Below are 23,766 nucleotides of genomic sequence, written 5' to 3' on the forward strand. Positions count from 1 at the left end.
TTTTTAAACATATGGACTCCATTTCAAAAAAAAAAGCCCATCATTTTGTGACGGGCTCTAAAAGAATTTAATTACTTATTAAATTATACATTACCAACATACTTCAAGCCGATGTATGGCCAGAAGCAGCAAAATCAGTCTCTAATCCGCCAGTGAATACGGCTGTGTTGTGTAAAGCATTAAAGTAGTTAAACCACATGTAACCAACATCTAGTGTCAAATCACCTTGAGCCATAGCATAAGTGTAATCTGCACCTAGTTTGGCTTCTAGCTCTGGAACAATGGCATTTTTAGAACCAGTTATGAAGTTAACTCCATCGTAGAAATCGCTGGTACCAACTAGAATTGCAGCAGCGCCTTTAGCATAAATACCAAAGCCATTACCAAATACATAGTTCATGTCTAAACCAGTACGAGGACCAAAGCCAGTGAACTCAGAATTAAATCTGTTAAAGAACACTGCATTGTTTATAAAGCGATTGACATCAGCTTCAATTCGGGCGTATTGAACACCACCATGGAAACGCATTTTTTTGTTAGCGCTGAAATCAACGAATTGACCTAATTCACCGTTAACAGCATCCCATTTGTGGTCATAGTTGCGGTACAAAGGACCAAACTCATCAAAGCCACCGAAATGATCGCTATCATTATCAAAATGATACCAGTTCACATTGATGTCGTTACCTGTGTTGAAGTGGTAAGAAGCTTCTAATTTAAAGCCCCAATCCCAATCATGGTCTACATCATGCCAGTTACTCCAAGCGCCAACTTGAGTAAAACCATCGTAGCCCCAATCAGCATCATGAACTGGTTGCAAATATAATGCAGTGATACCAATATCCCATGCAGTTCTTTCACAAGGAACAGTTACATTACCTGGGGTGCAAACTGGTCCCATTGTTCCAGCGAACACTGCACTGCTTCCTAAAGCAAGGACAGCCACCGCTGTTTTTTTCAAATTTAACATGCTTATCTCCACTTTTTTATTATTAATTTCCGTTCGTTACTAATAAACAGTATATCAGCAACAGTACGCATTCTTCGCTCTAATCGAGAGCGTACCTGGATAAATTATCCAGCCGGACTTATATAAAGTCAACAGTATTGCTGAAATTTCTTATAAAGTTAACAAATTACACATTACCAACATACTTCAAACCGATGTATGGGCCAGAGGCAGCAAAATCAGTCTCTAATCCACCAGTGAATACGGCTGTGTTGTGTAAAGCATTAAAGTAGTTAAACCACATGTAACCAACATCCAGTGTCAAATCACCTTGAGCCATAGCATAAGTGTAATCTGCGCCTAGCTTGGCTTCTAGCTCTGGAACAATGGCATTCTTAGAGCCAGAGATGAAGTTAATTCCATCGTAGAAATCACTGGTACCAACTAGAATCGCAGCAGCGCCTTTAGCATAAATGCCGAAGCCATTACCAAATACATAGTTCATGTCTAAACCAGTTCGAGGACCAAAACCATTGAATTTAGAATTGAAACTATCAAAAAATACTGTATTGAAATAGCGATTTACATCAGCTTGAATTCGCGCATATTGAACGCCACCATGGAAACGCATTTTCTTGTTAGCGCTGAAATCAACGAATTGACCTAATTCAGCATTAACAGCATCCCACTTATGGTTGTAGTTGTTGAACTCAGAACCCAGCAATAGATCTATGCCACCGAAATGATCGCTATCATTATCAAAATGATACCAGTTCACATTGATATCATTGCCTGTGTTGAAATGATAAGAGCCTTCTAGTTTGAAGCCCCAATCCCAATCAAGGTCCACATCATGCCAATTATTCCAAACACCAACTGTAGTAGAACCATCGTAGCCCCAATCAGCGTCATAAACTGGTTGCAAATAAAGTGCGGTGATACCGATATCCCATGCAGTTCTTTCGCAAGGAACAGTTACATTACCCGGAGTGCAAACTGGTCCCATAGTTCCAGCAAACACTGCACCGCTTCCTAAGGCGAGTACTGCCACTGCTGTTTTTTTCAAACTAAACATGCCTTGTCTCCACTTGTTTATTATTGAGTTTCCATTTTATTGATAACTCACCATTTGGAGTTGTCAATAGCACGCATCGTCGCTTAGGTTCGAAGCATGCAACGATTAGAGTATCTGCAGTGATTTCAAATAAGTCAAGAAAATTTATTAAAAATTCGAATATTTTCATAAAGATATGTCTAAATTTGAACAGCAATCTCATTTTTTCATCATATTTGGCATAAGATAACCAGTCCTATCCTATTTCATAAAACTTCGAAAACATCATTAAGAATGCAGCAAAAGAAAAGGAACTAATAAGCATTCTATATCATCTGAAAATCTTATTTTAGTAAAATGCAAGCCTTTTGAAAAAGACATATATTTTACTTTATCTACTACTGAAATTGCAGGAATTAAATTAGTTTTACTGCGATAATTTTAACTTTTTTGTACAATAAATTCCTTAATGGTTTTTTTCTCATCCAAGATATCTGAATTCATGATATTCTTATTTAATCAGTAATAATGCAAGAACTTTATATGATGCAAACTCTAATAATTAACCGACCTGATGATTGGCACCTCCACCTCAGAGATGGAGAATTTTTACAGCACACCGTTCAAGCTTCTGCTCGACACTTTGCTCGTGCCTTGATTATGCCTAATCTAAAGCCTGCCTTGACTACGCTGACAGCCATTGAAAGTTATAGGAAGAGAATAATTGAAGCTGTTCCTAGGCAATACACATTCCAACCCTATATGACTTTTTATTTAAATGAGTCAGTTAACCCGGAAGAACTACAACAAGCAGCCTCACTGCCTTATCTTCTTGGGGCAAAACTTTATCCTGCTGGGGCAACGACAAATGCTGAAGAAGGAGCAAAATCTTTAAAAGAAATTTACCCTCTCTTTGAAGTATTACAATCTAATAACTTAGTTCTGCAAATTCATGGTGAAGTCACACATAGCGACATCTTTGAGCGTGAGTCATTATTTATTGAGGAATACCTCAAACCAATAGTCACAAATTTCCCTAAATTAAAAATTGTGCTAGAGCATATCTCATCTAAAACTGCAGTTGAGTATATTTATCAAGCTCCAACTAACGTAGCAGCCACAATAACCCCTCATCATTTACTTTATAATCGTAATAACCTCCTTGTTGGTGGCATTAAGCCTCATTATTACTGCTTACCTATTTTAAAGCATGAAAAGGATCAAAAAGCTTTGCAACTTGCTGCCATAAGTGGAAATCCAAAATTTTTTGCCGGCACTGATAGTGCTCCCCATGGCATAAATACAAAAGAAAATGCATGCGGATGTGCAGGGATCTATTCAGCACCATTTGCAATAGCCTTATACACTCAGATTTTTGATGAACACCAACAACTCACAAAACTGAATGATTTCGTCAGTCGTTTTGGAGCTGAATTTTACCAACTACCTGTTAATACAGAACAAATAGAATTAATTAAAACAGCTCAAAGAATCCCCAATTCTATGCCATTTGGATCAACACTAGTAGTACCCATTGCTGCTGGAAGCACTATAGAATGGAGTATTAATGATTTCTCGTAATAACATTCCAAAGAACACCATTAAAAATCGATTTCGTGGTTTCTTACCCGTTGTTGTTGATGTTGAAACAGCTGGCATTGATCCTGAGAAAAATGCTCTTCTGGAGATGTGTATTGTGTTATTAGACATGGACGAACAGGGTTTCCTTAAAAGAAGAGAGAGTTACTTTGAACATATTTTACCTTTTGCAGGAGCAGAATTAGATCAAAAATCACTAGAATTCAATCAGATAGATCCCTATCAACCTCTTCGTTTTGCAGTAGAAGAACAAATCGCTCTCGAACAATTATTTAAACCTATTTACAGTTTACTAAAGCGCACTCATTGTCAAAGAGCTGTATTAGTAGGACACAATGCCTGGTTTGATTTATTATTTGTAAAAGCAGCCGTTAAAAGAACTGGCATAAAATCACCATTCCATGCCTTTACCTGTTTCGATACAGCAACTTTGGCTGGATTAATTTTTGGAGAAACTGTTCTTGCAAAAGCGGCTCAAGCAGCAGGTTTATCCTTTGATAGCCATGAGGCTCATTCTGCTATTTATGATGCAGAAAAAACAGCCGATCTGTTTTGTTATATGATAAATAAATGGCGAACAATGTGTTTATCGTGCTAAAGCAGCATAAGAGGAACGATTACCTGGATTAAGGGGAACCGTAGCCCATTATCATTTCATTCCCATATCATGCTGCGCTAATATGGGAATTTTTGAATTCTATAATGACTCTGAATGCTCAGAAAGATATTCTGCTACACCTTTAGGAGATGCTTTCATACCTGGTTGTCCTTTTTGCCAACCAGCTGGACAAACTTCGCCATTTTCTTCAAAGAATTGAACTGCATCTATGATACGAAGAATTTCATCAATATTTCTTCCTATTGGCAAATCATTAACAATTTGTGAACGAACCATACCATTCGTATCAATGATAAAAGCCCCTCGGAAAGCAACACCAGCAACAGGATGCTCTACACCATAGGATTGGCAAATACTATGAGTCACATCCGCTGCCATAGTAAATCTAACGTGACCTATTCCGCCATTTTTCGAGGTAGTATTTCTATAAGCATTATGTGTAAAGTGCGAATCAATAGATACAGCAACCACCTCAACATTACGTCTTTTAAATTCTTCCATACGATGATCTAGGGCAATTAACTCAGAAGGGCATACAAAAGTAAAATCCAGTGGATAAAAGAACACCAATCCGTATTTACCTTTCAAGTGATCATGCAAATTAAATTTCTCAACGATTTCACCATCACCCGTCACTGCCGCTACAGTAAAATCCGGTGCTTTACGCCCAACTAATACACTCATTCTATAATCTCCATTATTAGGGGGTAAGTATAAAATCCCACTATCGTTATTAAAATCATACCGCTACTGCATCACGCAATAAAGGCTCTAACTCTCCTTGCTGAAACATTTCAGCAATAATGTCAGATCCCCCAATTAACTCCCCTTTTACGTAAAGTTGAGGGAAGGTAGGCCAATCAGAATATTGAGGTAAAATCTGACGAATATCAGGATTAGCAAGGATATCTACGTAAGCAAAATCTACTCCACAAGCTTCAATGCATTGTACGGCGCGAGCTGAAAACCCACATTGCGGCATCTTTGGAGTGCCTTTCATATAAAGTATTATCGCATTTTCAGCAATTTGCTTTTGAATTTTTTCTAAAGTATCCACTTATGCACCTTTCATAAAATAAAACAACACAATTATGGCGAAAACCTAAAAAGGCCGCAACTAGGGTCTATCAACAATTGCTCTATAACCATAGTATCCACATCTCATGGATGTCGCGGATAAACCGCAGCAGGTAGGCGTTTAAGCAGGACCATGAAAATGAATATCAACAAACCCTAATAATATTAATAATCCTATCTTTTGCCCTTTCTTTTATATTTTACCCTACTTGGGCGGCTAATAAAATACTAATATAGTACTAGATGGATAAAAACCAACCATTCTATGAGTTAAAAAAATCTACCGTTAATTATCGCCTTTTCTTACACATGAAACATGGTTTAGAACAAAAATCGAAACCTATCGTTATCTTGCTTCGTTCGTAATAGCGGCTATAAAAATTTTTATCCTATGCAAAGTACATTGAATATCAAATTCTTCCTGCTAAACTTACAGCTCGAAGACGTACCATTTTAAAATAACCGGAGTCCGTATAAGAAGCAACTCAATTTTCTTATGATGAACTGACTTTAAGCTAAATTTTTTCTAATCTGGAGATTGCTATGACTTTTACCTTACCACAATTACCCTATGCATTAGACGCTCTTGCTCCACATATCTCCGAAGAAACATTGGAGTATCATTACGGCAAACACCATAATGCTTATGTTACTAATTTAAATAAATTAATTCCTGGAACAGAATTTGAATCCCTGACTCTGGAAAGCATTATTATGAAAGCGAAAGGAGGCATTTTCAACAATGCAGCACAAGTTTGGAATCACACCTTTTATTGGCATTGCATGAGCCTAATGGTGGTGGTGAACCTCAAGGTAAGTTAGCCGATGCTATTAGAAAATATTTTGGTTCTTTTGCTGATTTCAAAGAACAATTTAACCAGACAGCAATTTCTACCTTTGGTTCAGGTTGGGCATGGCTAGTCCAGGACAAATCAGATGCTCTAAAAATTATCAGCACAAGCAACGCAGGCACCCCTATGACCGAAGGGCTTACTGCCTTATTAACCTGTGACGTATGGGAACATGCTTATTATATCGATTACCGAAATAGACGTCCTGATTATGTTGAAGCTTTTTGGTCATTAGTCAATTGGGACTTTGTAAGCAGTCACCTGAAATAAATTGAAAATAAATAGCAATTACAGCAATCCATTACTGGATGTTAATATGTTTAGGGAGATATCATGACTTTAATTACAAGTTACAGCCCAATGCCTGTAACCTTCTCACGCGGTGAAGGGGTATGGCTGTATGATGAACAAGGAAAAAAATACCTCGATGGATTAAGTGGGATAGCAGTTTGTGGATTAGGTCATGCGCACCCCGATATTACCCGCACTATACAAGAACAAGCAGCAAAACTACTTCATACTTCTAATGTGTTTCACATTAAGGAACAAGAGCAACTGGCGACCAAACTAACTTCAATGGCTGGGATGGAACAAGTTTTTTTCGCCAATTCCGGAGCAGAAGCCAATGAAGCAGCCATTAAACTCACCCGACTATTTGGCCATAAAAAAGGAATTGAAACTCCTTCAATTATAGTTATGGAAAGGGCATTTCATGGCCGTACCATGGCCACTTTAACCGCGTCAGGCAGTCGAAAAGTCCAGGCTGGCTTTGAGCCTTTAGTTCCCGGATTTATTCGCGCACCTTTCAATGATCTTGATGCTATTCACACCATTGCAGCCAATAGAGAAGATGTTGTTGCTGTTATGATAGAACCCATTCAAGGTGAGGGAGGGATTCATCCTGCCGAAGAGGGTTATTTACGAGCTTTAGCAAAACTTTGTGAACAACACGACTGGATGCTAATTTTGGATGAAATACAAACTGGCAATGGCAGAACGGGTAAGCTTTATTCTTGTATGCATTATGATATACAACCTGATATTCTCACTACTGCCAAAGGACTTGGCAATGGAATACCTATTGGGGCCTGCTTGATGAGTAAACGAGCTAAGGATTTATTTAAACCCGGAAATCATGGCTCAACCTTTGGTGGTAACCCTCTGGCTTGTGCAACTGCCTTGACCGTTTTGGATGTCATCGAACGCGATAAATTATGTGAAAAAGTAACCAAAAACAGCGCCTTATTAATGGATAAATTAATTAGTAACCTGGGAGAACACCCTCATGTTAAAGCCATTCGTGGTAAAGGCTATATGATAGGGATAGAATTAGACAGACCTGCAAATGACATGCGTGTATTAGGCTTGGCTAACCAGGTATTATTTAATATTACAGCGGAAACTGTAGTAAGATTGCTACCTCCTCTTATTATTAATGAAGATGAGATTGATGAGTTGGTCAATCGATTAACGCTGACTATTAATCAGTTTACAGAGCAATAACAGAGCAAAATGCCCTGTTTCTATTCATGTATTCATGGTAGTTCGGAGGTTATCTGGGCTACCTAATTCCCAAATCTCTAAAAACGTATAGGCTAGAATAAGAAACTTTGTCCTTTCGTTACAAACCCCAGAAAACCATCCTTTTTAGCATTAGGTAATTTTCCCGAATTGTAATGATATAACCACATTTTTTTCTTTAAATGCGCTGGCAATTCAACAAGTTCGGAATAATGAGCATGTACACCACTTTTAAATTCTGTAGTTTCACAATCATGAAAAATTATGTCCGATTCCTCATAAAAAGAAATTAATTGCGCTGGGGAGCTTTGTGTATCAGAGGTATAAAAAATACGTGATTTGTTATAACTAAATATTAACCCAAAACTTGGCATCAATTCATATTCACTATAATAGTGAACTGTTTGTACCAATTTAAATTGTATTGATTGCCAAATAAAACCTTCATACTGTTTTACTGAGTGTACATCAAAAAATTTATTAAGATTTGCTCTAACATTAGGCAGAGTGCTCAATCCTCCTGACAAACTTTTATCCCACAATTCGCTAATTATTTTATCAGATGCAATTAAGCAAGGCTTTCCTGAGTAATTAGGATCAAAATAAGTAATGAGTGCTAACCATTGTAGTCCACCACAATGATCATAATGCAAGTGACTTATATAAATATTTTTTATATCCTTGTAACTCAATCCTGATCACGTAATGAGTATTTGATATCTGTCCCTGCATCAATTAATAGTTTATTATTTTTTAACTCTAGAAGAACATTAGATTGATAATTTTCGGGCCCAATAGCAAAGGACGATCCAGAACCTAAAAAAGTAATTTTTAGTGTCATTTTATCTCCCTGCCAAATACCCACCTAAGACATTTTATTCTTTATAAAATTCCATCTTAAAAGTTAGAAATAAAAATAAATCTCAGTTGTTAATTTAAGACTATGTGATGAACATAGAATTGTCAAAACAACAAGATTAAGACTTATGGTTAAGACATTTTTTTAAATAACACAAATGTTGATTAATTCTCACAGCCTCATTAGTAAAGATCCATTGGATTCCTCTATTCAACTCTCTATAGAGACTATTTTTAGAGTCTACAAAACCAACCCCATAATGTTGATTAGCCGCTTGCAGTCGTTTTATTACTTTATCATTGAATAATAAATAATTACCTAATACTCCACCATAATTTTCTTTTAGACTGAGTTCGCAAAACATCCTAACATTATTAGGCCCTGCAACCAACAATAACGATTGTTTAGGAAAACAAGACAATTTCTTAAAATAAGTTTCATGCAAGCTTAATAAATGATAATCCTCACATGGAATTAAATTGCTTAAGGGTTGTAGTAATATTTCCTCATCTTCTATGCTTGTTTTTAATTCAATAAACAAATGCATGTGGCTACCATACTCCCTAACCACTTCCTCGAGAGATGGAATCCGCGGTTCCAGTGCTCGTAACTCCTTAAAAGTCAAATGAGCAATTAAAATATCCTTATGCCATAATCGTTTTAGAGTGGGATCATGATTAACAACCAAGACTTTATCTTGAGTTGGGTGCACATCCAGTTCAATCCCCCAACAACCAGCTTCCCTAGCTATTCGGAAAGCATCCGCTGTATTCTCAATTATTCCTCTCGTATTGTTGTGAGCTCCTCGATGAGCAATCACTAAAGCATTAATGATATTCTCAGGTTGTGGTTTTGCTCTGGGAATAGCAGCAAAGAATCCATCTACTAGCTTTTCTATCAATTTGAGTAACACAAACAGGTTTTCCTAATAATTGAAACCAGAAAAAGATCTATTTTATGTTGGTAAAAAATAAAAGGCAAAATAGTCGCCTATCCCAAAATCAAAAAAATCAACTAAACTTGAAGCTAAGCAAGAATTAATTAAAGATTTGTCCTCTTAAAATGTGCGTAAAATAATTACAAGGAGTGTTTCAATGACCATTAAAGTGAACAAGAAGGGAATGGATTTATTAAGAGATTCCCTGCTTAATAAAGGCACTGCTTTTACCCTCCAAGAAAGAAATGAATTCGCCTTGCATGGATTAATTCCACCAGTTATTGAAACACTTGAACAACAAGTAGTTCGCTGTCTTGATGCTTATAGTGCGAAACAAACTCCATTAGAAAAACATATTTATTTACGAGCTTTACAAGATCGAAATGAAGTGCTTTTTTATCGATTTATAATGGATAACTTAGTCGATATTTTACCTATCATCTATACTCCGGTTGTAGGCCAGGCATGTGAAATGTTTTCCCACATATATAGACAACCGAGAGGTTTATTCCTAAGTTATCCCGAGCGCGACAAACTGGACACTATTCTTGAGCATATAGCATCCTCACGCTCTATAAAAGTCATCGTTGTTACTGATGGTGAACGCATATTAGGATTAGGTGATCAAGGAGCGGGAGGATTAGGGATCCTATAGGTAAATTATCTCTCTATACTAGTTGTGGGGGTATCAATCCAGAGAATACCCTACCTATCGTTTTGGATGTTGGGACAAATAACCAAGAACGATTGGACGATCCAGAATATATCGGGTGGCGACATCATCGGATTTCTGGCAAAGATTATGATGAATTTATAGATCAATTTGTGCAAAGTATAAAACGGCATATGCCTCAAGCCTTATTGCAATTTGAAGATTTCGCACAACAACATGCTTATCCTTTATTAGAACGCTACAAAGATCAGCTGTGTACGTTTAATGATGATATTCAAGGAACCGCTGCCGTCGCTGTAGCGGCCATACTTGCTGCAACCTGTGTTGCAAATGTCCCTCTAAAAAATCATAAGATAGCCTTGCTCGGAGCGGGCTCAGCCGGTTGTGGAATCAGTGAGCAACTAGTCCAGGCCATGATAAATCAAGGGCTTACTGAAGCTGAGGCTCGATCACGCTTTTACTTGGTTGACAGATTTGGGCTTTTACATGATGGTATGACTAATCTCTTACCATTCCAAAAAGGTTTTGTACGCTCTTATGAAAGCCTTAAAAACTGGATATTACAAAAGGAGGGGGAAATCTTGTTAACTGATGTTATTAACAATGCCCAACCAACCATACTCCTTGGCGTATCTGGCCAACCAAACCAATTTAATGAAACTTTAGTTAAAACTATGGCGGGCTATTGTGAGCGCCCTATTATTTTTCCTCTCTCAAATCCCACATCTCGAGCAGAAGCAATACCTTATGATTTATTAAATTGGACAGATGGAAAAGCATTGATTGCTACTGGAAGCCCTTTTGATCCCATTACTATAAATGGCCGTAGAATTGACATAGCTCAATGTAATAATTCCTATATTTTCCCAGGAGTTGGTCTAGGTGTTGTGGCAGGACAAGCTAAAAGGGTCACCAATTCAATGATGATGTCTGCCGCCATTGCTTTAAGCGAATTAGCGCCAGCTGAGAAAAAAGGGATAGGTAGGCTACTCCCTGAACTAACTACCATTAGAGAGGTAAGCAAACATATAGCGAAAGCAGTTATTTTACAAGGCATTAAAGAAGGCATATAGAAGATATGGATGATAACAAGATCGATGAAGCCATAAAAAAGACCATGTGGACTCCACAATATGAGACGTATGCTTTATAATAAGCCAATTATATATTCACCTTAAAATCTCCTCGCCCATTTGGATTAGGCAGCAACTTAGGAGAAATATACCAAATCCCCTTGCCCAAAAGGCAGAGGGGGATAATATATTTATTCCTTGTACTTGATGCCTATGCTGATTATGGAGAGAGAGTTGGGGAGAGGTAAAAAATATGTTTTCTTCCTCTCTGCGAGAAGCTGAACACCAAATTTTTTTTATTGAACCTAAATATGTCTACAATTACTACCGATCTAAATCGGGCAATTCATGATTTACAGCAAGGGAAGCCAGTAGCGATCCCAACAGAAACCGTGTATGGGTTAGCAGCCCCCATAAATAATAACACCGCGATTAGAACTGTGTTTGAAATGAAAAACAGACCATTAAACCATCCTTTAATAGTTCATGTCGCACCCGATTGGAATCTGAATGAGCTTGTTGAAGAGATACCTGATTATGCTCATCAATTAATTTCTAAATTTTGGCCAGGACCAATGACGCTGGTATTCCATTGTAAAAAGGACAAAATTAATCCTCTTATTACGGGTGGTCAATCAACAATAGCGATAAGATGCCCGGCCCATCCTTTAACCCAGAAATTATTACAACAATTAGAAGTCCCGGTAGTAGCGCCATCGGCCAATCCCTTTGGTAAAATTAGCCCGACAACCGCATTACACGTTAAACAATCATTCAAAGATAAAGAATTAACTATCCTAGACGGTGGCCGATGTCATGTAGGAATAGAATCAACTATCGTAGATGTAACAAATCCTAATCTATATCAAATTTTACGTCACGGCATAATAGACGAAAAAATTATTGCTGAGACGATTACCACTGATTATTCTACTCAAAAAAACACCATTCGAGTCCCAGGCAAATTAGATAGTCATTATCAACCAGATAAAACTTTATACTATTTTGACTGTTATGAAGCCCTTTCCCAATTTTGTCAACAAAAAGAAGGAATTATATATGTCATAGCAAGCCAGAAACCTCCAACAATAGCAGCCAATTATTTCCACCCACTGGATAAACATCCAGAAAAGGCAGCCTACGACTTGTATTATCAACTAAGACTTGCGGATATTTCAGATGCCATTTGTATAGCCATTGAATTACCGCCAGAAAACAGCGAATGGGAAGGAGTAAGAGAACGAATCTTTAAAGCTGGGTTTCCTTATACGCATTAACTTCATTATGTAGAATGTCTTGACAGAACTATATAATTTGCGTAACTTAACGTCGAATGCCGAGGTGGTGGAATTGGTAGACACGCTAGCTTCAGGTGCTAGTGGGGGAAACCCCGTGGAGGTTCGAGTCCTCTTCTCGGTACCATTGAACTATAGTTCCTAATGACTCACCTAAGCGAATTTTACTACCAGCTATCAACTCTTTGTCCCAGTGCACCTGCTCACCATTAGCAAACAAGACAATCACGGTGGAGCCCAATTTAAAATAACCCATTTCCTCTCCTTGAGTCATAGCTCTTGGAGCAGAGTTTTTATAATCAAAATGCTCCATCTTTTTTGATCTTTTTACATCACCATGCCAACTGGTTCCTATGGCACCTACAATAGTAGCTCCCACCATAACCATAGCCATTGGACCAATTTTAGTTTTAAAAAAAATAGCAAGCCTTTCATTACGCGCAAATAATTTGGGAACAACACGAGCTGCTGCTGGTTGTACTGAAAATAAAGCACCAGGAATATAATTCATTGAAACTAATTCAGCATCCAGAGGCATATGCACCCGATGATAATCTTTTGGAGATAAATATAGGGTTGCAAATTGTCCCTGTACAAATTCCTGTGCCAATGACTCATCGCAAGCCAATAGCTCTTGTACAGAATAATATTTGCCTTTGGCCTGTAACAATTGGCCTTGTTCTATCTTGCCTATTTCACTAATACTTCCATCAACAGGGCAAACAAGATCTGTCTGCGCTAAAGAGCGACATTCGGGCTTTAAATGGCGAATAAAAAAATCATTAAAGCATTCATAAGCCTTCGGATCTTCAATGAGGGCTTCATTCATATTGACATCGAATTTATGAATGAAACTCTGAATTAGAAAATTTTTAACCCGGGGATTTTTAACATTAGCAAAATATCCTGCTAAAGTAGTAATCGCTTGTTTTGGAATAATATATTGGGGAAATATCTTTAGCACATCAAAAAACATACTTCTTACTCAAACAATTAGAAAAGAGGAATCATAACCCAAAGAGTATCGTACTGTCATAAAAAGGTGATTTATAAAAAAATAGATTTCCAACTTAAATGACTAAACTCTTTTGGGACTCGGCTTTAGTTTCTTGTTTATGTGATATAGGTTCAGCATAAGTTTTTACTTCTTTAAAATACTCAGCCTTATGTTCTTTTGAATTATAATACATAAATAGCCTAAAACCTGGTATTTCTTGTTTCTCTTTACTTTTATTAACGTCTTTTTGAATAGCAGCGATTATTTTATCAAATAAAATGCTACTTAAAGATGAGGAATCGTCCCCATTTAAAAAAGTCATCGCTATGATTTTTGGTTGAGAATATTTCTCACAATATTTCGTTACTTCCTTTCTTCGTGAATTTGCCCCCCACCATGATTTCCATAATCCAGCTTCATATTCTTTTAATGCCGACTCAAGCAATCCGTCAAATTGAGTGTTAGGCAATTTGTCAATCCAGTCATACATCGTTTCATAAAATAACTTTACCCCTTCTGTACTATACAAATGGGTAAACCGCTTATCCTGTTTGGCAAAATCGACAGCGGCTTTGGTAAAAATGCCAATGTCCCTATTAAAATTTCCCTCTTTAACCGCATTACTAATACTGGGCAAATAATAGGATTGTAGTACGTATGGAGTTAAATTCTGAACAAGTAAAGTATTTAAAGCCCCCGTATCATTATCAGCTGAACTTAAAATATAAGCCAGTCTGTTATCTCCACTCTCTTTAAGGCTAGCTTGCAAATAGTCTTTTACAGGTTGAGCCCTATGTCGTTTTGACAATAACTCAATTGTTGGAGCATATTTAGTATCAATGATTTCATTAACATAATGAGTTAAATCTTCGGGTCTTAAATTTTTCGCCCAAAGAAATAACGAATCATTAAATTGTCTGATGACCTGTTCATTAGTATGAGGCAACACTTCTTTAGAAATAGCTATCCCTGTTGCCTGTTTCATTTGCTCATCAGTAGTCGTTAAATGCAATTGGAAATTTATTCGTCCTGTATATTGCTTTAACGCATTAGAAATTTGATTAAATTCACTAGCTAAAGTGCTCGTATGGGCTAAATTTTGGCGAATTTTTACATCATACGTAGCGCATAATTGCATCAACTGTTCGGAAAATGCCAAATTATCTTCTTCTGTCAGATCCTCTCTGTTTCTTTCATAATAGGTTTTAGCTACTGCATGAAATTTATTTGTGAAATCAACCAGTAAGAGTAACGCTGGTCTTAGATTGCTATTTTTATCTACACTAATTAACGGTTCAATTTTCTCTATTGATAACTCTGGCATGGTACCAAATAATTCCCATGCGTTGGTTAAGCTATAATCTGTAGTTTTTTTACCCTCTACTTCGTCAAGAACGACATGATATGTAGAAACTTGTTGTAATAGTTTATTAGTCAATGCATAGGAGTCATGTAGCAGATCTCTGAAGATAGGAGCATGAGAATCTCTCCAAATTTGATGGTATCGTTTTTGCAATTCCTTCTCATCAAATTGAATACTGCTGTCATCCTTACTAAAAATAGTAGCATTTTGCGTTTTTGCCCATTCCAGTATATTTTTATAGAAAGATGGTTTGCAATAAAGTGCTGAACAAGTCTCAGGCAAAGGCACCCCATACCCATTATTTTTGCAGCCCATGTAAAAAACAACCACACGATATAAATTATCGTAATGCATTTGATATAAATTTATTACGAAGTCGACGAATGGTTTTATATTAGTTTCCCCATTACACAAATGGGGGTATTCTCTCTCATAGAGACTACGCAACGCGACATCTGTTTCATCCAAAGAAGTGTAATTCAGAGTCATATCGCTAAAGAGCTCAACTAAACGTTTCCTTACCATTTCTGGTTGAAAAGTTAATAAAATCTTTAATGCAGCAGCAAATTTTTGCTCTTGAGCCTCCGGTTCATGAGCCAATTGTTCAAATTGGTTCTATCAGCGTAAATTTTTGGAAGAACAAGCTTAACTATTTTTTCTTGCTTAGGTAAAACAAAGGGTATGGTTTCTTGGCCAGGATGCTCATAAGTAGCCCAATGATAGGGCTTTGAGTCTTTTACATTAGGAAAACCCTCCCAATCCCTTACTGTTAAATCAACTCTTTTTTTAGGGATACCTATTACAGCTCTTGGCTCTTTCATATGAATGGTAAACCAATACCAAAACATATCAAAATCAATATCTCCTGCCAAACTCACATTATGCGGATGTCCGTCGTCGTCATCAAGAAACCATCTTCCTAGTAGAATTTCAATAAAATTCTTTTCAATTAGTGTTTTTGTGCTGGGAATTACTTGATCTTTTTCAATAGGATCTTGAGGAACTGTCTCATGGGAGAAACTAAAACATTTAAATCCTTCCACACTAATTGATAAAGTACCTACCAAGCGCCCATTATCGTCAAATACCAAACGCTCCTCCGCTGTTCTTTTTCCCTGAAAAAGCATTTTAAAGAAAGAGGCGGCAACACTTAGTTTTGCTAGAAGTTCCGGATAATGATCTTTAGGGGCTAATTTTTTATAAAAGGCTTCTTTTAGAATTCCATTCTCAATAAAAGCGACTTTAAATGTTTGATGAGAACCATCGTCAACTGCTTTCCCAGCAGTTAAAAATTGTAATTGGCTCTCTTTAAGAGCTTTCTTGGGGAAACCCATATATCAAATCCTTTAAATCAAATCAACCTTCCCATTCCTCATATTAATCAGAAATAGTCAAGAAGTTCAAGTGTAATTTTCATACAAAGCAATACTGAACTGCAAAAAGGTTAAATTAATTCCAAGATTACTGAACATTAACCAATCTAAATACTAATTTTAGTTTCTTTTGGATCTTTTTTTGGTCTAATGTAAGACAACTGGAAGCCATTAATCGTTGATAAGGGGTTTTCGGCTTGTCATACTTTTTCTTAATGCGAGATTGGATACGTACTTTATCAATGAGTTTAATGCAAGGATAGAAAAAATTAAAAAGAAGGGAAATTTCATTCGCATATAAGTCATTCATAAGTTTAACTAATTTTGGATTATCAAAGCGATGATAGCCATGCGTTTCGCAAAACTCATCCAATATGCGCTTCTTAACCTCTTGATTGCCTCTGTGATAACGCCAACGCTGTATTTTTAAATATAAATCCATGCGTACTTCCCCCATTTTTGCTTTCCTCCTTTCGGCAACAGGTAATTTGAGGCAATTCGGGCAGTTTCTAAGCACTTTTTGAGTTAATACTTTGTTAATGTGTATTTGATTTACTATTTGCTCATTTATTAAGCAATAATGGAGGGAATTATTATGCCAAACTAAAAATTAAATTTGAAAAAAGAATTGAATAATCTTGAATCCTTATCACAACGTTTAATTCTTAATGATTTAATTACTGCCGCGGATAAAGTTAAGGTGATCTATGCTACCGTGCAACATTTTTCAAAACAATATAATTCTAATCAAATTGGTTTTGAAGAGCTTCAATTTTGCAGCCAAATGATAAGTGATACTATTAATCAAATCGATGTTGATCTACAACAACTAAAACATTGTGAAAATAGCCAGTTGAATCATCTTAAAGTAGCAATAAAAAATATTCCTATATTAATAGCTACAGGTGGGGCATCGAATATGATTAATAAACAAAGCACCGGGAATCTATTGTTTTTTTAAACCAGAATCAGGATTAGAAACATTAGAAAATTTAAAAACTAAAATTGAACAAAGACCTAATTTCTAGTTGTTCCAGCTTGAGCTGACAGTTACTGTTTTTTTATTAATAGGTATAAATGTGCAAGCTTTACACCTTTCTTTTGGTCGGAGTAAAGATACCAGTCACCTGATACCCCCTGCATAGATCCGTAAGTGCGGAATTACCGCATACGAATATCCATCCATTCCAGATAATTCTTTGATACTGCTTAGACATGATTCAGAGTGAGGATAGCCGACATTCTATGCCAGATGTCGGAGTCTTTATAGGTGCATTTCCCTGAACGGATACTTACAAAGAAGTCTTTTTACCTTTGATCAACAAGCACCTTGAATGGGCCGAATTGTGTCAATGCAGAGAGCCCATCGCTACGATTGGGATGGCATGGCGGGAATTACCAATTTTTAATTTAGCGTCATGAGATCTGAAGAATCAATCACAGTTAAAACTTCTTTATTCAAAGCTCGGATGACTTCTCCAGAACGAGTTTGATTAAAAAACCAATAATTCCCAGTTTGGCGTTCTTTTAGATCATTAGCAAAACCTAAGGTAAGCGCAGTAATAACAATGTTAGCTATGACTATCAATGCTTTATGTAGTAAAGATTTTATCTCGGGATCAACGATACTTAGTATTTCTTTTTCAGCACTCTTCATCTTAAGATGCAAATCAATGCCTGATTTTGTTATTCCATCATAAGCAATACTGTAAAGCGTTTGCCTATATTTCTCATCAGCATTCTGCCAATTGCCAACTTTATCACTATCAACAGCAGATTTTAGTAATCTTTCATGTATATCTTTGCATTTTTCTTCTACTTTCATAATGACATATCTAAAACGACTAGCTCTCACATCATTTTCCTCACTAGCAAAGGATATGATCTCTTTTTTAAAACGCAAATCTTGCATTTGCTGAACACAAATAAATCGCTCGTGTAATTTCCTTGCTAACGTCAATAAATCAGGATCAGTAATTTGCAAAAGTGCTTTTCCTTGAGTCACTACACCTTTTTGAACTCCTATACATAAAAGATTAATTAGAGCTTTCCTATGAGGAAGATCTTCAATTTTGGCAAGTCCAGGTAAAAATAAGCGAAGCAATTGCCCTTTTTTGTTATTTTTTATAGCCCACCGATAAGCATAACCGCTGGTAATTCCAGCCTCATTCAATACCTTAAATGAGTTACCTAAGGCGCTCAAATCCTCTAAATCCAATTTAGACAAGTCTGATTTATGCAATCCATAGACTTTACATTGCTTTGAATAATGATACAAAATGGATTCTTGTTGGTGCTCTTTAGGGTCTAAAGCTAGTTTTTTTAACTGTTTTATGGAAATGGTTTTTGTCTTATCCAATGCAATTAATGTTTCAGCCAACATAGGATATTGCTTAGAAGCTTTAACAACATCCTGTATTTCTTCAATCGACAAGTGGCTCTTGACCCAAAATATCAAGCATAACTTCCTGCAATTTTCATCGGTTAATTTATTAATAAAATTTAATTGTTCTCTCTTTTCTTGATCAGCTAATAGCTGTTGTATATCTTGAGTTAATCCAAATTCAACGAGAACGTAAAGTGATCTGTAGCAAACTTCCTCAAATAAAAGCTCTTTAATTTTGTTGATACTGAAATTTTTCTGAATTAAAAATGGGATTAATTTTATTTGAATATCATCCCAGATCAATGCACTTAATTGCCTTATTAGTTCATAGTCTTGTAATAAATGACGGTTCTTTTCTAACGTATTTTCTTCATAAAATACAATAATCATCTGCAGAACACTTTTATACAATCTATCATCAGAATTAAAAGGTACGCTTTCAATTTCCTTCCTTAATCCACTGTTTACTGACAACAATTCCTTTTCCATCTTGGGAGTCAAACGGAGTTTATATTGTTTTACCAGCTCTTGGGCTTTAGTGCTCATTGGAAATTAACCTCTTTTCCATTTAAAAAATTAACCATTATTTAAGTGCATCATACATTAAGACCATATTTTTATACTGAGCTCGGTTATTTTTAAATGATTTTAATATTCTTAAAGCTACAAAATGTAAATATTATAACCAAATTTCAACGTAAATGGGTGATTTTTTAAAAAATTTTTGAGGTTACTTATGAGAAAATTTTTAAATCTAGAATTACAATTTATATTCATTTTCACATTATAATAGTGCTGTAGAAAACAACTCTGGTTTAACTATGAATTTCAATATTATTGGCGCAGGGCGACTTGGTAAAAATTTGGGCATAGCAATATCTATAAATCAGATTGCATGCTTAAACTCTGTCTGTAATACCAATTTGATAAGTGCCAGCCAGGCCTGCAATGAAATCGGATTCGGAAAAGCAGTTAGTAAAATAACAGAGCTTCCAGAAGCAGATATTACCTGGATAACCTGCAAGGACGACTCTATTGCAAACATTGTTTCAATATTAAGTAAGGAGCACTTATTAAAAAAGGGGAGCTTAGTAATCCATTGTAGTGGAGCGCTTAATTCAGATATCCTTGAGCCGCTAAAAAAACAGGGTTGCTATATAGCAAGCTTACATCCTCTAAAAGCCTTTAGTGCTAATTTAATAAATGCCAACGCATTTGCGGGGGTAACATGTGTTATGGAAGGGGATCCTGAAGCTTGTAGTTGGCTTAGAGAAATCTTTACACAACTTAAAGCAAGTGCTATCACCATTCAACCAGAAGCCAAAGCAATTTATCATGCTGCCGCAACTATCGCTTCTAACTATTTAGTTACTCTAGCCTCGTACAGTGAAGAATTGTTTTTACAAGCCGGAATAACTCCACAGCAATCTAAAAGTATGATATGCCATCTTATGCAAAGCAATATCATTAACTTAAACGAAACTAATAGTATAAAAAAGGCTCTAACTGGCCCTTTAGTTAGAGGAGATACGAATACTATTGCCCTACATCTAGAAGCAATTAATAACTATGACATCAATAAGTTATATAAAACCCTCGCTTTAGCTACTTTGCCTTTGTCTGATTTGCCATTAGAAACAAAAGAAAACTTAAAAGCAATTCTCGGAGAAACATCCTGACTTAAGTAGGCGGGATTTCGCTTAAAATAAGAGTGTGACAACAAAACAATTAGCATTGTCTCTAGACAAGATTTATGTGTCATGTGCGCAGGTGCCATTTATGACTATTATGGGTCAAACAATATTCAAGCTGATTATATTGCAAAGATTGGCAGTTGGTGGGTTCTCTTCCTGGCGAAATAAACTGGATTATTGGATAAAAACCAAGCAGACCGAATTAAATAATGGAGGAGGTTAGCGATGTTATGGTGTTATATAGTCCCTTCAAACTATTATAATATGATACGGTAATTAGAGGGCGTATTGAACAATTTTATATCTGCCTTGGTCAAGATAGAACTCATTGAATCGCCAGGCCCAAGATCTATGATCAAATTATATTGATATTCGCCGATTAAGGCGCAAACTCTATGCCATTGAAGCGTTGTATGTTTCAACCATTTGTATCACTAGTTTACGACCTCGAGGCATGCTATCGGATTATGAGAGTTTTTTTCTTGTCCAGCCTTAAGCCATGCGTAAGAAGAATGACTGTCTCCTTCCAAACAGACTTTGTCATGAGGCTTTATTGCTGTTTCAAGAAGGGCAACTATATTTTTTCAGAAACGATTTTGCCTTTTTTTAAAAAAAGGTTTAATGTTAATGAGTCTGCTCTCATAATCCTTGAGATTTTTATTCCAATCCATAATTTTTCAGTTTTGATGATATTGAGTCAAATTGTTTCACGGGAAACATAAAAAAATTAAAGGCTTATGTTCCATGTTCCTCTAATACTGTAACCTCCAACTGAGTTACATTTTGTAATCCTCTTGGTAATCGATTACCCCTGCGTCCTCTTTCACCCTGATAGTGAATCAAATCTTCCCCCTTCAAGGTAAAATGTCGTTTCCCTGCATGGACTGTAAGTGAATCTTCTTTAGATAAGATTTGTATATCAACAACATACTCTTCCCGTGAAACGGTTTTGGCAAAAGGAATGCTGATTAATTTGTTGCCTTTTCCACGCGACAATTCTGGTAACTCTGCCAGTGGAAATATAAGCAAGCGCCCAACATTAGTAGCACAAGCAACAAATAGTTTTTCTCGATTTGGCAATAATCTGGGTGGCAGAATACGGCAATTTTCAGATAACTTAATGCATGCCTTTCCATTACGATTTTTTACATACAAATCAGATACATTAGCAATAAAACCATATCCACCATCTGAAGCCAGCAATACCTTTTGCTCTGGCTCTCCTCCTACTATTGCTTCAAACAGCACACCTTCTGCCGGATTTAATTTTCCAGTGAGAGGCTCACCCTGACCCCGTGCGGAAGGTAAAGAATGTCCTGGGAGTGTGTAAACCTTTCCTTCCCCATCAAAGAATAAAATTTGTTGATTAGTCCGAGCCAATGTTTGGGTTTTGAACTCATCTCCAGCCTTATAGCTAAGATCCCTACCATCAATATCATGGCCTTTAGCTGCCCTAACCCATCCATTTTTTGATAATACTACTGTAATAGGTTCATTAGGCAGGATATCCTCTTCCTTTAAAGCCTGGGATTCTCCTCTGACAATTATAGGAGAGCGACGATGGTCTCCGAATTCATCGCGGTCTTTAATAATCTCTTGTTTAACCAAAGTTTTTAAAAGCTGTTCACTTGCAAGTGTTTTTTCCAAAATATCGCGTTCAGCGCTTAATTCATCTAATTCGCCACGCAATTTAATTTCTTCTAACTTAGCCAAATGGCGAAGCTTCATCTCTAATATTGCTTCTGCCTGCCTCTCGGTCAAATTAAATTTTGAAATTAATCTTTGCTTTGGATATTCTTGCTCTCTAATGATAGTAATAACTTCGTCAATATTTAAATAAGCAACAAGCAACCCCTCAAGGATATGAATGCGCTCAAGTACTTTTTCTAGCCTAAATTGAAGACGCTTTTTTACTGTAGTTAATCTAAACTCTAGCCATTCATTTAAAATTGTCAGTAGGCCCTTAACTCTCGGCTTACCATCTAAACCTATCATATTAAAATTAACACGATAGTTACGCTCTAAATCAGTAGTGGCAAATAAATGGGACATCAAACCTTCAATATCCACCCGATTAGAACGAGGTGTAATCACTAAACGCGTTGGATGTTCATGATCTGACTCATCACGCACATCCTCTACCATAGGTAATTTTTTCTGTTGCATTTGCATTGCAATTTGTTCGATTATCTTTGCCCCAGATACTTGATATGGTAAAGCATTTATTACAATATTTTGCTTTTCTTGTGTATAAATTGCCCGCATTTTAATGGAGCCACTACCTGACTCATACATGGATCTGATGACTTCGCTTGGAGTAATAATTTCTGCTTCTGTTGGAAAATCAGGACCTTTTATATATCCACAAATTTCATTTAAATCAGCTTGCGGGTTATCGAGCAAATGAATACAAGCATTTGCTACTTCAGTCAAATTATGGGGAAGAATATCGGATGCCATACCTACTGCTATACCCGTTGCGCCGTTCAACAAAATATTAGGCAAACGAGCGGGTAATAACGCAGGTTCTTGCAAAGTGCCATCAAAATTATCTACCCAATCTACTGTTCCTTGTAATAATTCTCCAAGCAACACTTCCGCATAAGGAGAAAGACGTGCTTCCGTATATCGCATTGCAGCAAACGATTTAGGATCATCTGGCGAACCCCAATTTCCTTGCCCATCCACAAAAGGGTAACGATATGAGAACGGTTGGGCCATCAATACCATTGCCTCGTAGCAGGCACTATCACCATGTGGGTGGAATTTACCTAAAACATCTCCTACAGTCCGAGCTGATTTTTTATGTTTTGCAGTCGCTTTTAAGCTCAATTCGGACATGGCATAAATAATTCTTCTCTGAACAGGTTTAAGCCCATCTGCAATATTTGGTAATGCTCTATCCAGAATGACGTACATAGAGTAATTAAGATAGGCTTTTTCGGTAAATTCGGTAAGTGGTTTTCTTTCAGTCACTTCATTCATATCGTGTATTTCTATTAAGTAATTAATTGCTATCTATCATCCTAGTGCAATCAGACGAAATAATGCAAAGTAATTTTAGCAGAATATTCATCATGTTAAAATTCGAATCACCATGAAATCTGTGAATAACTTTATTGTTTTTTTATGATACCTGGTTAGAACGATCGTAACTCATTGATTTTTAATATTAATAAATCAATAATTTTTTCTTTATATTAATTTTGCCTGTGGATAACTATGTGAATCGATATAGAATAAATAACATCTTACTGTTAATTGCCGATGCGTTTTAATATATTTCCAGGCAAGACTTCTATTAAAATTTAATACCCATTCTAATTAACGTAATGAAATGGACCTACCATTACGTTAATTAGAATGGAAAAATAGGATAATTCGCCAAGAACGTTGGGTTAACGCTATTTGCTTAACGTTAACCCAACAATTTATTTGAAATTAAT

General features: G+C 36.4%; 14 protein-coding genes, 1 tRNA gene and 6 pseudogenes. 10 read left to right on the top strand and 11 right to left on the bottom strand.

What is annotated here, in order from left to right:
- Positions 1-83: 83 nt before the first annotated feature.
- Together OK13_RS03920 and OK13_RS03925 are read right to left on the bottom strand one after the other, a co-directional pair.
- Positions 84-970 (bottom strand): annotated as a pseudogene (locus tag OK13_RS03920) (Lpg1974 family pore-forming outer membrane protein).
- 166 nt (positions 971-1,136) lie between these two features.
- Entirely contained in the window at positions 1,137-2,024 is an 888-nt protein-coding gene (locus tag OK13_RS03925) for an Lpg1974 family pore-forming outer membrane protein (protein WP_035887904.1), read from the bottom strand.
- Between the two features lie 525 nt (positions 2,025-2,549).
- On the opposite strand from OK13_RS03925, the gene pyrC reads away from it, so the two are divergent.
- A complete protein-coding gene (pyrC, locus tag OK13_RS03935) occupies positions 2,550-3,584 on the top strand; it encodes a dihydroorotase (RefSeq protein WP_152571571.1) in 1,035 nt (344 codons plus the stop codon).
- Entirely contained in the window at positions 3,571-4,200 is a 630-nt protein-coding gene (gene rnt, locus OK13_RS03940; protein WP_035887907.1) for a ribonuclease T, read from the top strand. The genes pyrC and rnt overlap by 14 nt, the downstream gene beginning before the upstream one ends.
- Positions 4,201-4,299: 99 nt before the next feature.
- Here rnt and OK13_RS03945 read toward each other — a convergent pair whose 3' ends face one another.
- Together OK13_RS03945 and grxD are read right to left on the bottom strand one after the other, a co-directional pair.
- On the bottom strand, positions 4,300-4,905 hold the full coding sequence (locus OK13_RS03945) for a peroxiredoxin (RefSeq protein WP_035887909.1): 606 nt from the start codon (positions 4,903-4,905) through the stop codon (positions 4,300-4,302).
- A 55-nt stretch (positions 4,906-4,960) separates the two neighbouring features.
- Positions 4,961-5,278: a Grx4 family monothiol glutaredoxin gene (gene grxD / locus OK13_RS03950; protein ID WP_035887911.1), complete on the bottom strand. Its 318-nt coding sequence runs from the start codon at positions 5,276-5,278 to the stop codon at positions 4,961-4,963.
- A 563-nt stretch (positions 5,279-5,841) separates the two neighbouring features.
- Here grxD and sodB point away from each other — a divergent pair.
- Positions 5,842-6,419: pseudogene (gene sodB, locus OK13_RS03955) on the top strand (superoxide dismutase [Fe]).
- Positions 6,420-6,482: 63 nt separating this feature from the next.
- Positions 6,483-7,652, top strand: a complete 1,170-nt coding sequence (locus OK13_RS03960; RefSeq protein WP_035887913.1) for an aspartate aminotransferase family protein — start codon at positions 6,483-6,485, stop codon at positions 7,650-7,652.
- A gap of 92 nt (positions 7,653-7,744) precedes the next feature.
- On the opposite strand, the pseudogene OK13_RS03965 reads toward OK13_RS03960, so the two are convergent.
- Positions 7,745-8,511: pseudogene (locus OK13_RS03965) on the bottom strand (MBL fold metallo-hydrolase).
- Between the two features lie 136 nt (positions 8,512-8,647).
- Positions 8,648-9,442: a glycerophosphodiester phosphodiesterase gene (locus tag OK13_RS03970; protein WP_035887914.1), complete on the bottom strand. Its 795-nt coding sequence runs from the start codon at positions 9,440-9,442 to the stop codon at positions 8,648-8,650.
- A 181-nt stretch (positions 9,443-9,623) separates the two neighbouring features.
- Between OK13_RS03970 and OK13_RS03975 the strand changes: the two are divergent.
- The 3 genes and pseudogenes from OK13_RS03975 (at position 9,624) to OK13_RS03985 (ending at position 12,634) form a co-directional block, all read left to right on the top strand.
- Positions 9,624-11,292 (top strand): annotated as a pseudogene (locus OK13_RS03975) (NAD-dependent malic enzyme).
- A gap of 231 nt (positions 11,293-11,523) precedes the next feature.
- The gene (locus OK13_RS03980; protein WP_035887917.1) at positions 11,524-12,489 is read left to right on the top strand and encodes an L-threonylcarbamoyladenylate synthase; all 966 of its coding nucleotides are present in this window, start codon (positions 11,524-11,526) and stop codon (positions 12,487-12,489) included.
- Positions 12,490-12,547: 58 nt separating this feature from the next.
- Positions 12,548-12,634, top strand: a tRNA-Leu gene (locus tag OK13_RS03985).
- Positions 12,635-12,640: 6 nt separating this feature from the next.
- Here the strand turns inward: OK13_RS03985 and asd are convergent.
- From asd to OK13_RS04000, 3 genes and pseudogenes are all read right to left on the bottom strand, one after another.
- Positions 12,641-13,483 (bottom strand): annotated as a pseudogene (asd, locus tag OK13_RS13865) (archaetidylserine decarboxylase); the annotation flags it as partial.
- Between the two features lie 94 nt (positions 13,484-13,577).
- A pseudogene (locus OK13_RS03995) lies at positions 13,578-16,201 on the bottom strand (hypothetical protein).
- Positions 16,202-16,328: 127 nt separating this feature from the next.
- Positions 16,329-16,697 (bottom strand): hypothetical protein, encoded by a 369-nt coding sequence (locus OK13_RS04000; protein WP_035887920.1) that lies wholly within the window; start codon positions 16,695-16,697, stop codon positions 16,329-16,331.
- Between the two features lie 159 nt (positions 16,698-16,856).
- Between OK13_RS04000 and OK13_RS04005 the strand changes: the two genes are divergently transcribed.
- Positions 16,857-17,201, top strand: coding sequence for a hypothetical protein (locus OK13_RS04005; protein WP_035887922.1), 345 nt, complete (start codon positions 16,857-16,859; stop codon positions 17,199-17,201).
- 444 nt (positions 17,202-17,645) lie between these two features.
- Here the strand turns inward: OK13_RS04005 and OK13_RS04010 are convergent, their stop codons facing one another.
- A complete protein-coding gene (locus OK13_RS04010) occupies positions 17,646-19,172 on the bottom strand; it encodes a hypothetical protein (protein ID WP_035887924.1) in 1,527 nt (508 codons plus the stop codon).
- A gap of 275 nt (positions 19,173-19,447) precedes the next feature.
- Here OK13_RS04010 and OK13_RS04015 point away from each other — a divergent pair, with 275 nt between their 5' ends.
- Together OK13_RS04015 and OK13_RS14805 are read left to right on the top strand one after the other, a co-directional pair.
- Positions 19,448-20,305, top strand: coding sequence for a Rossmann-like and DUF2520 domain-containing protein (locus OK13_RS04015; protein WP_035887926.1), 858 nt, complete (start codon positions 19,448-19,450; stop codon positions 20,303-20,305).
- 100 nt (positions 20,306-20,405) lie between these two features.
- The gene (locus tag OK13_RS14805; RefSeq protein WP_173402494.1) at positions 20,406-20,543 is read left to right on the top strand and encodes a hypothetical protein; all 138 of its coding nucleotides are present in this window, start codon (positions 20,406-20,408) and stop codon (positions 20,541-20,543) included.
- A 512-nt stretch (positions 20,544-21,055) separates the two neighbouring features.
- Here OK13_RS14805 and parC read toward each other — a convergent pair.
- Positions 21,056-23,305, bottom strand: coding sequence for a DNA topoisomerase IV subunit A (parC, locus tag OK13_RS04020; RefSeq protein WP_035887928.1), 2,250 nt, complete (start codon positions 23,303-23,305; stop codon positions 21,056-21,058).
- Between the last annotated feature and the right edge of the window lie 461 nt (positions 23,306-23,766).

This window comes from Legionella norrlandica, assembly GCF_000770585.1.
Classification (GTDB): domain Bacteria; phylum Pseudomonadota; class Gammaproteobacteria; order Legionellales; family Legionellaceae; genus Legionella; species Legionella norrlandica.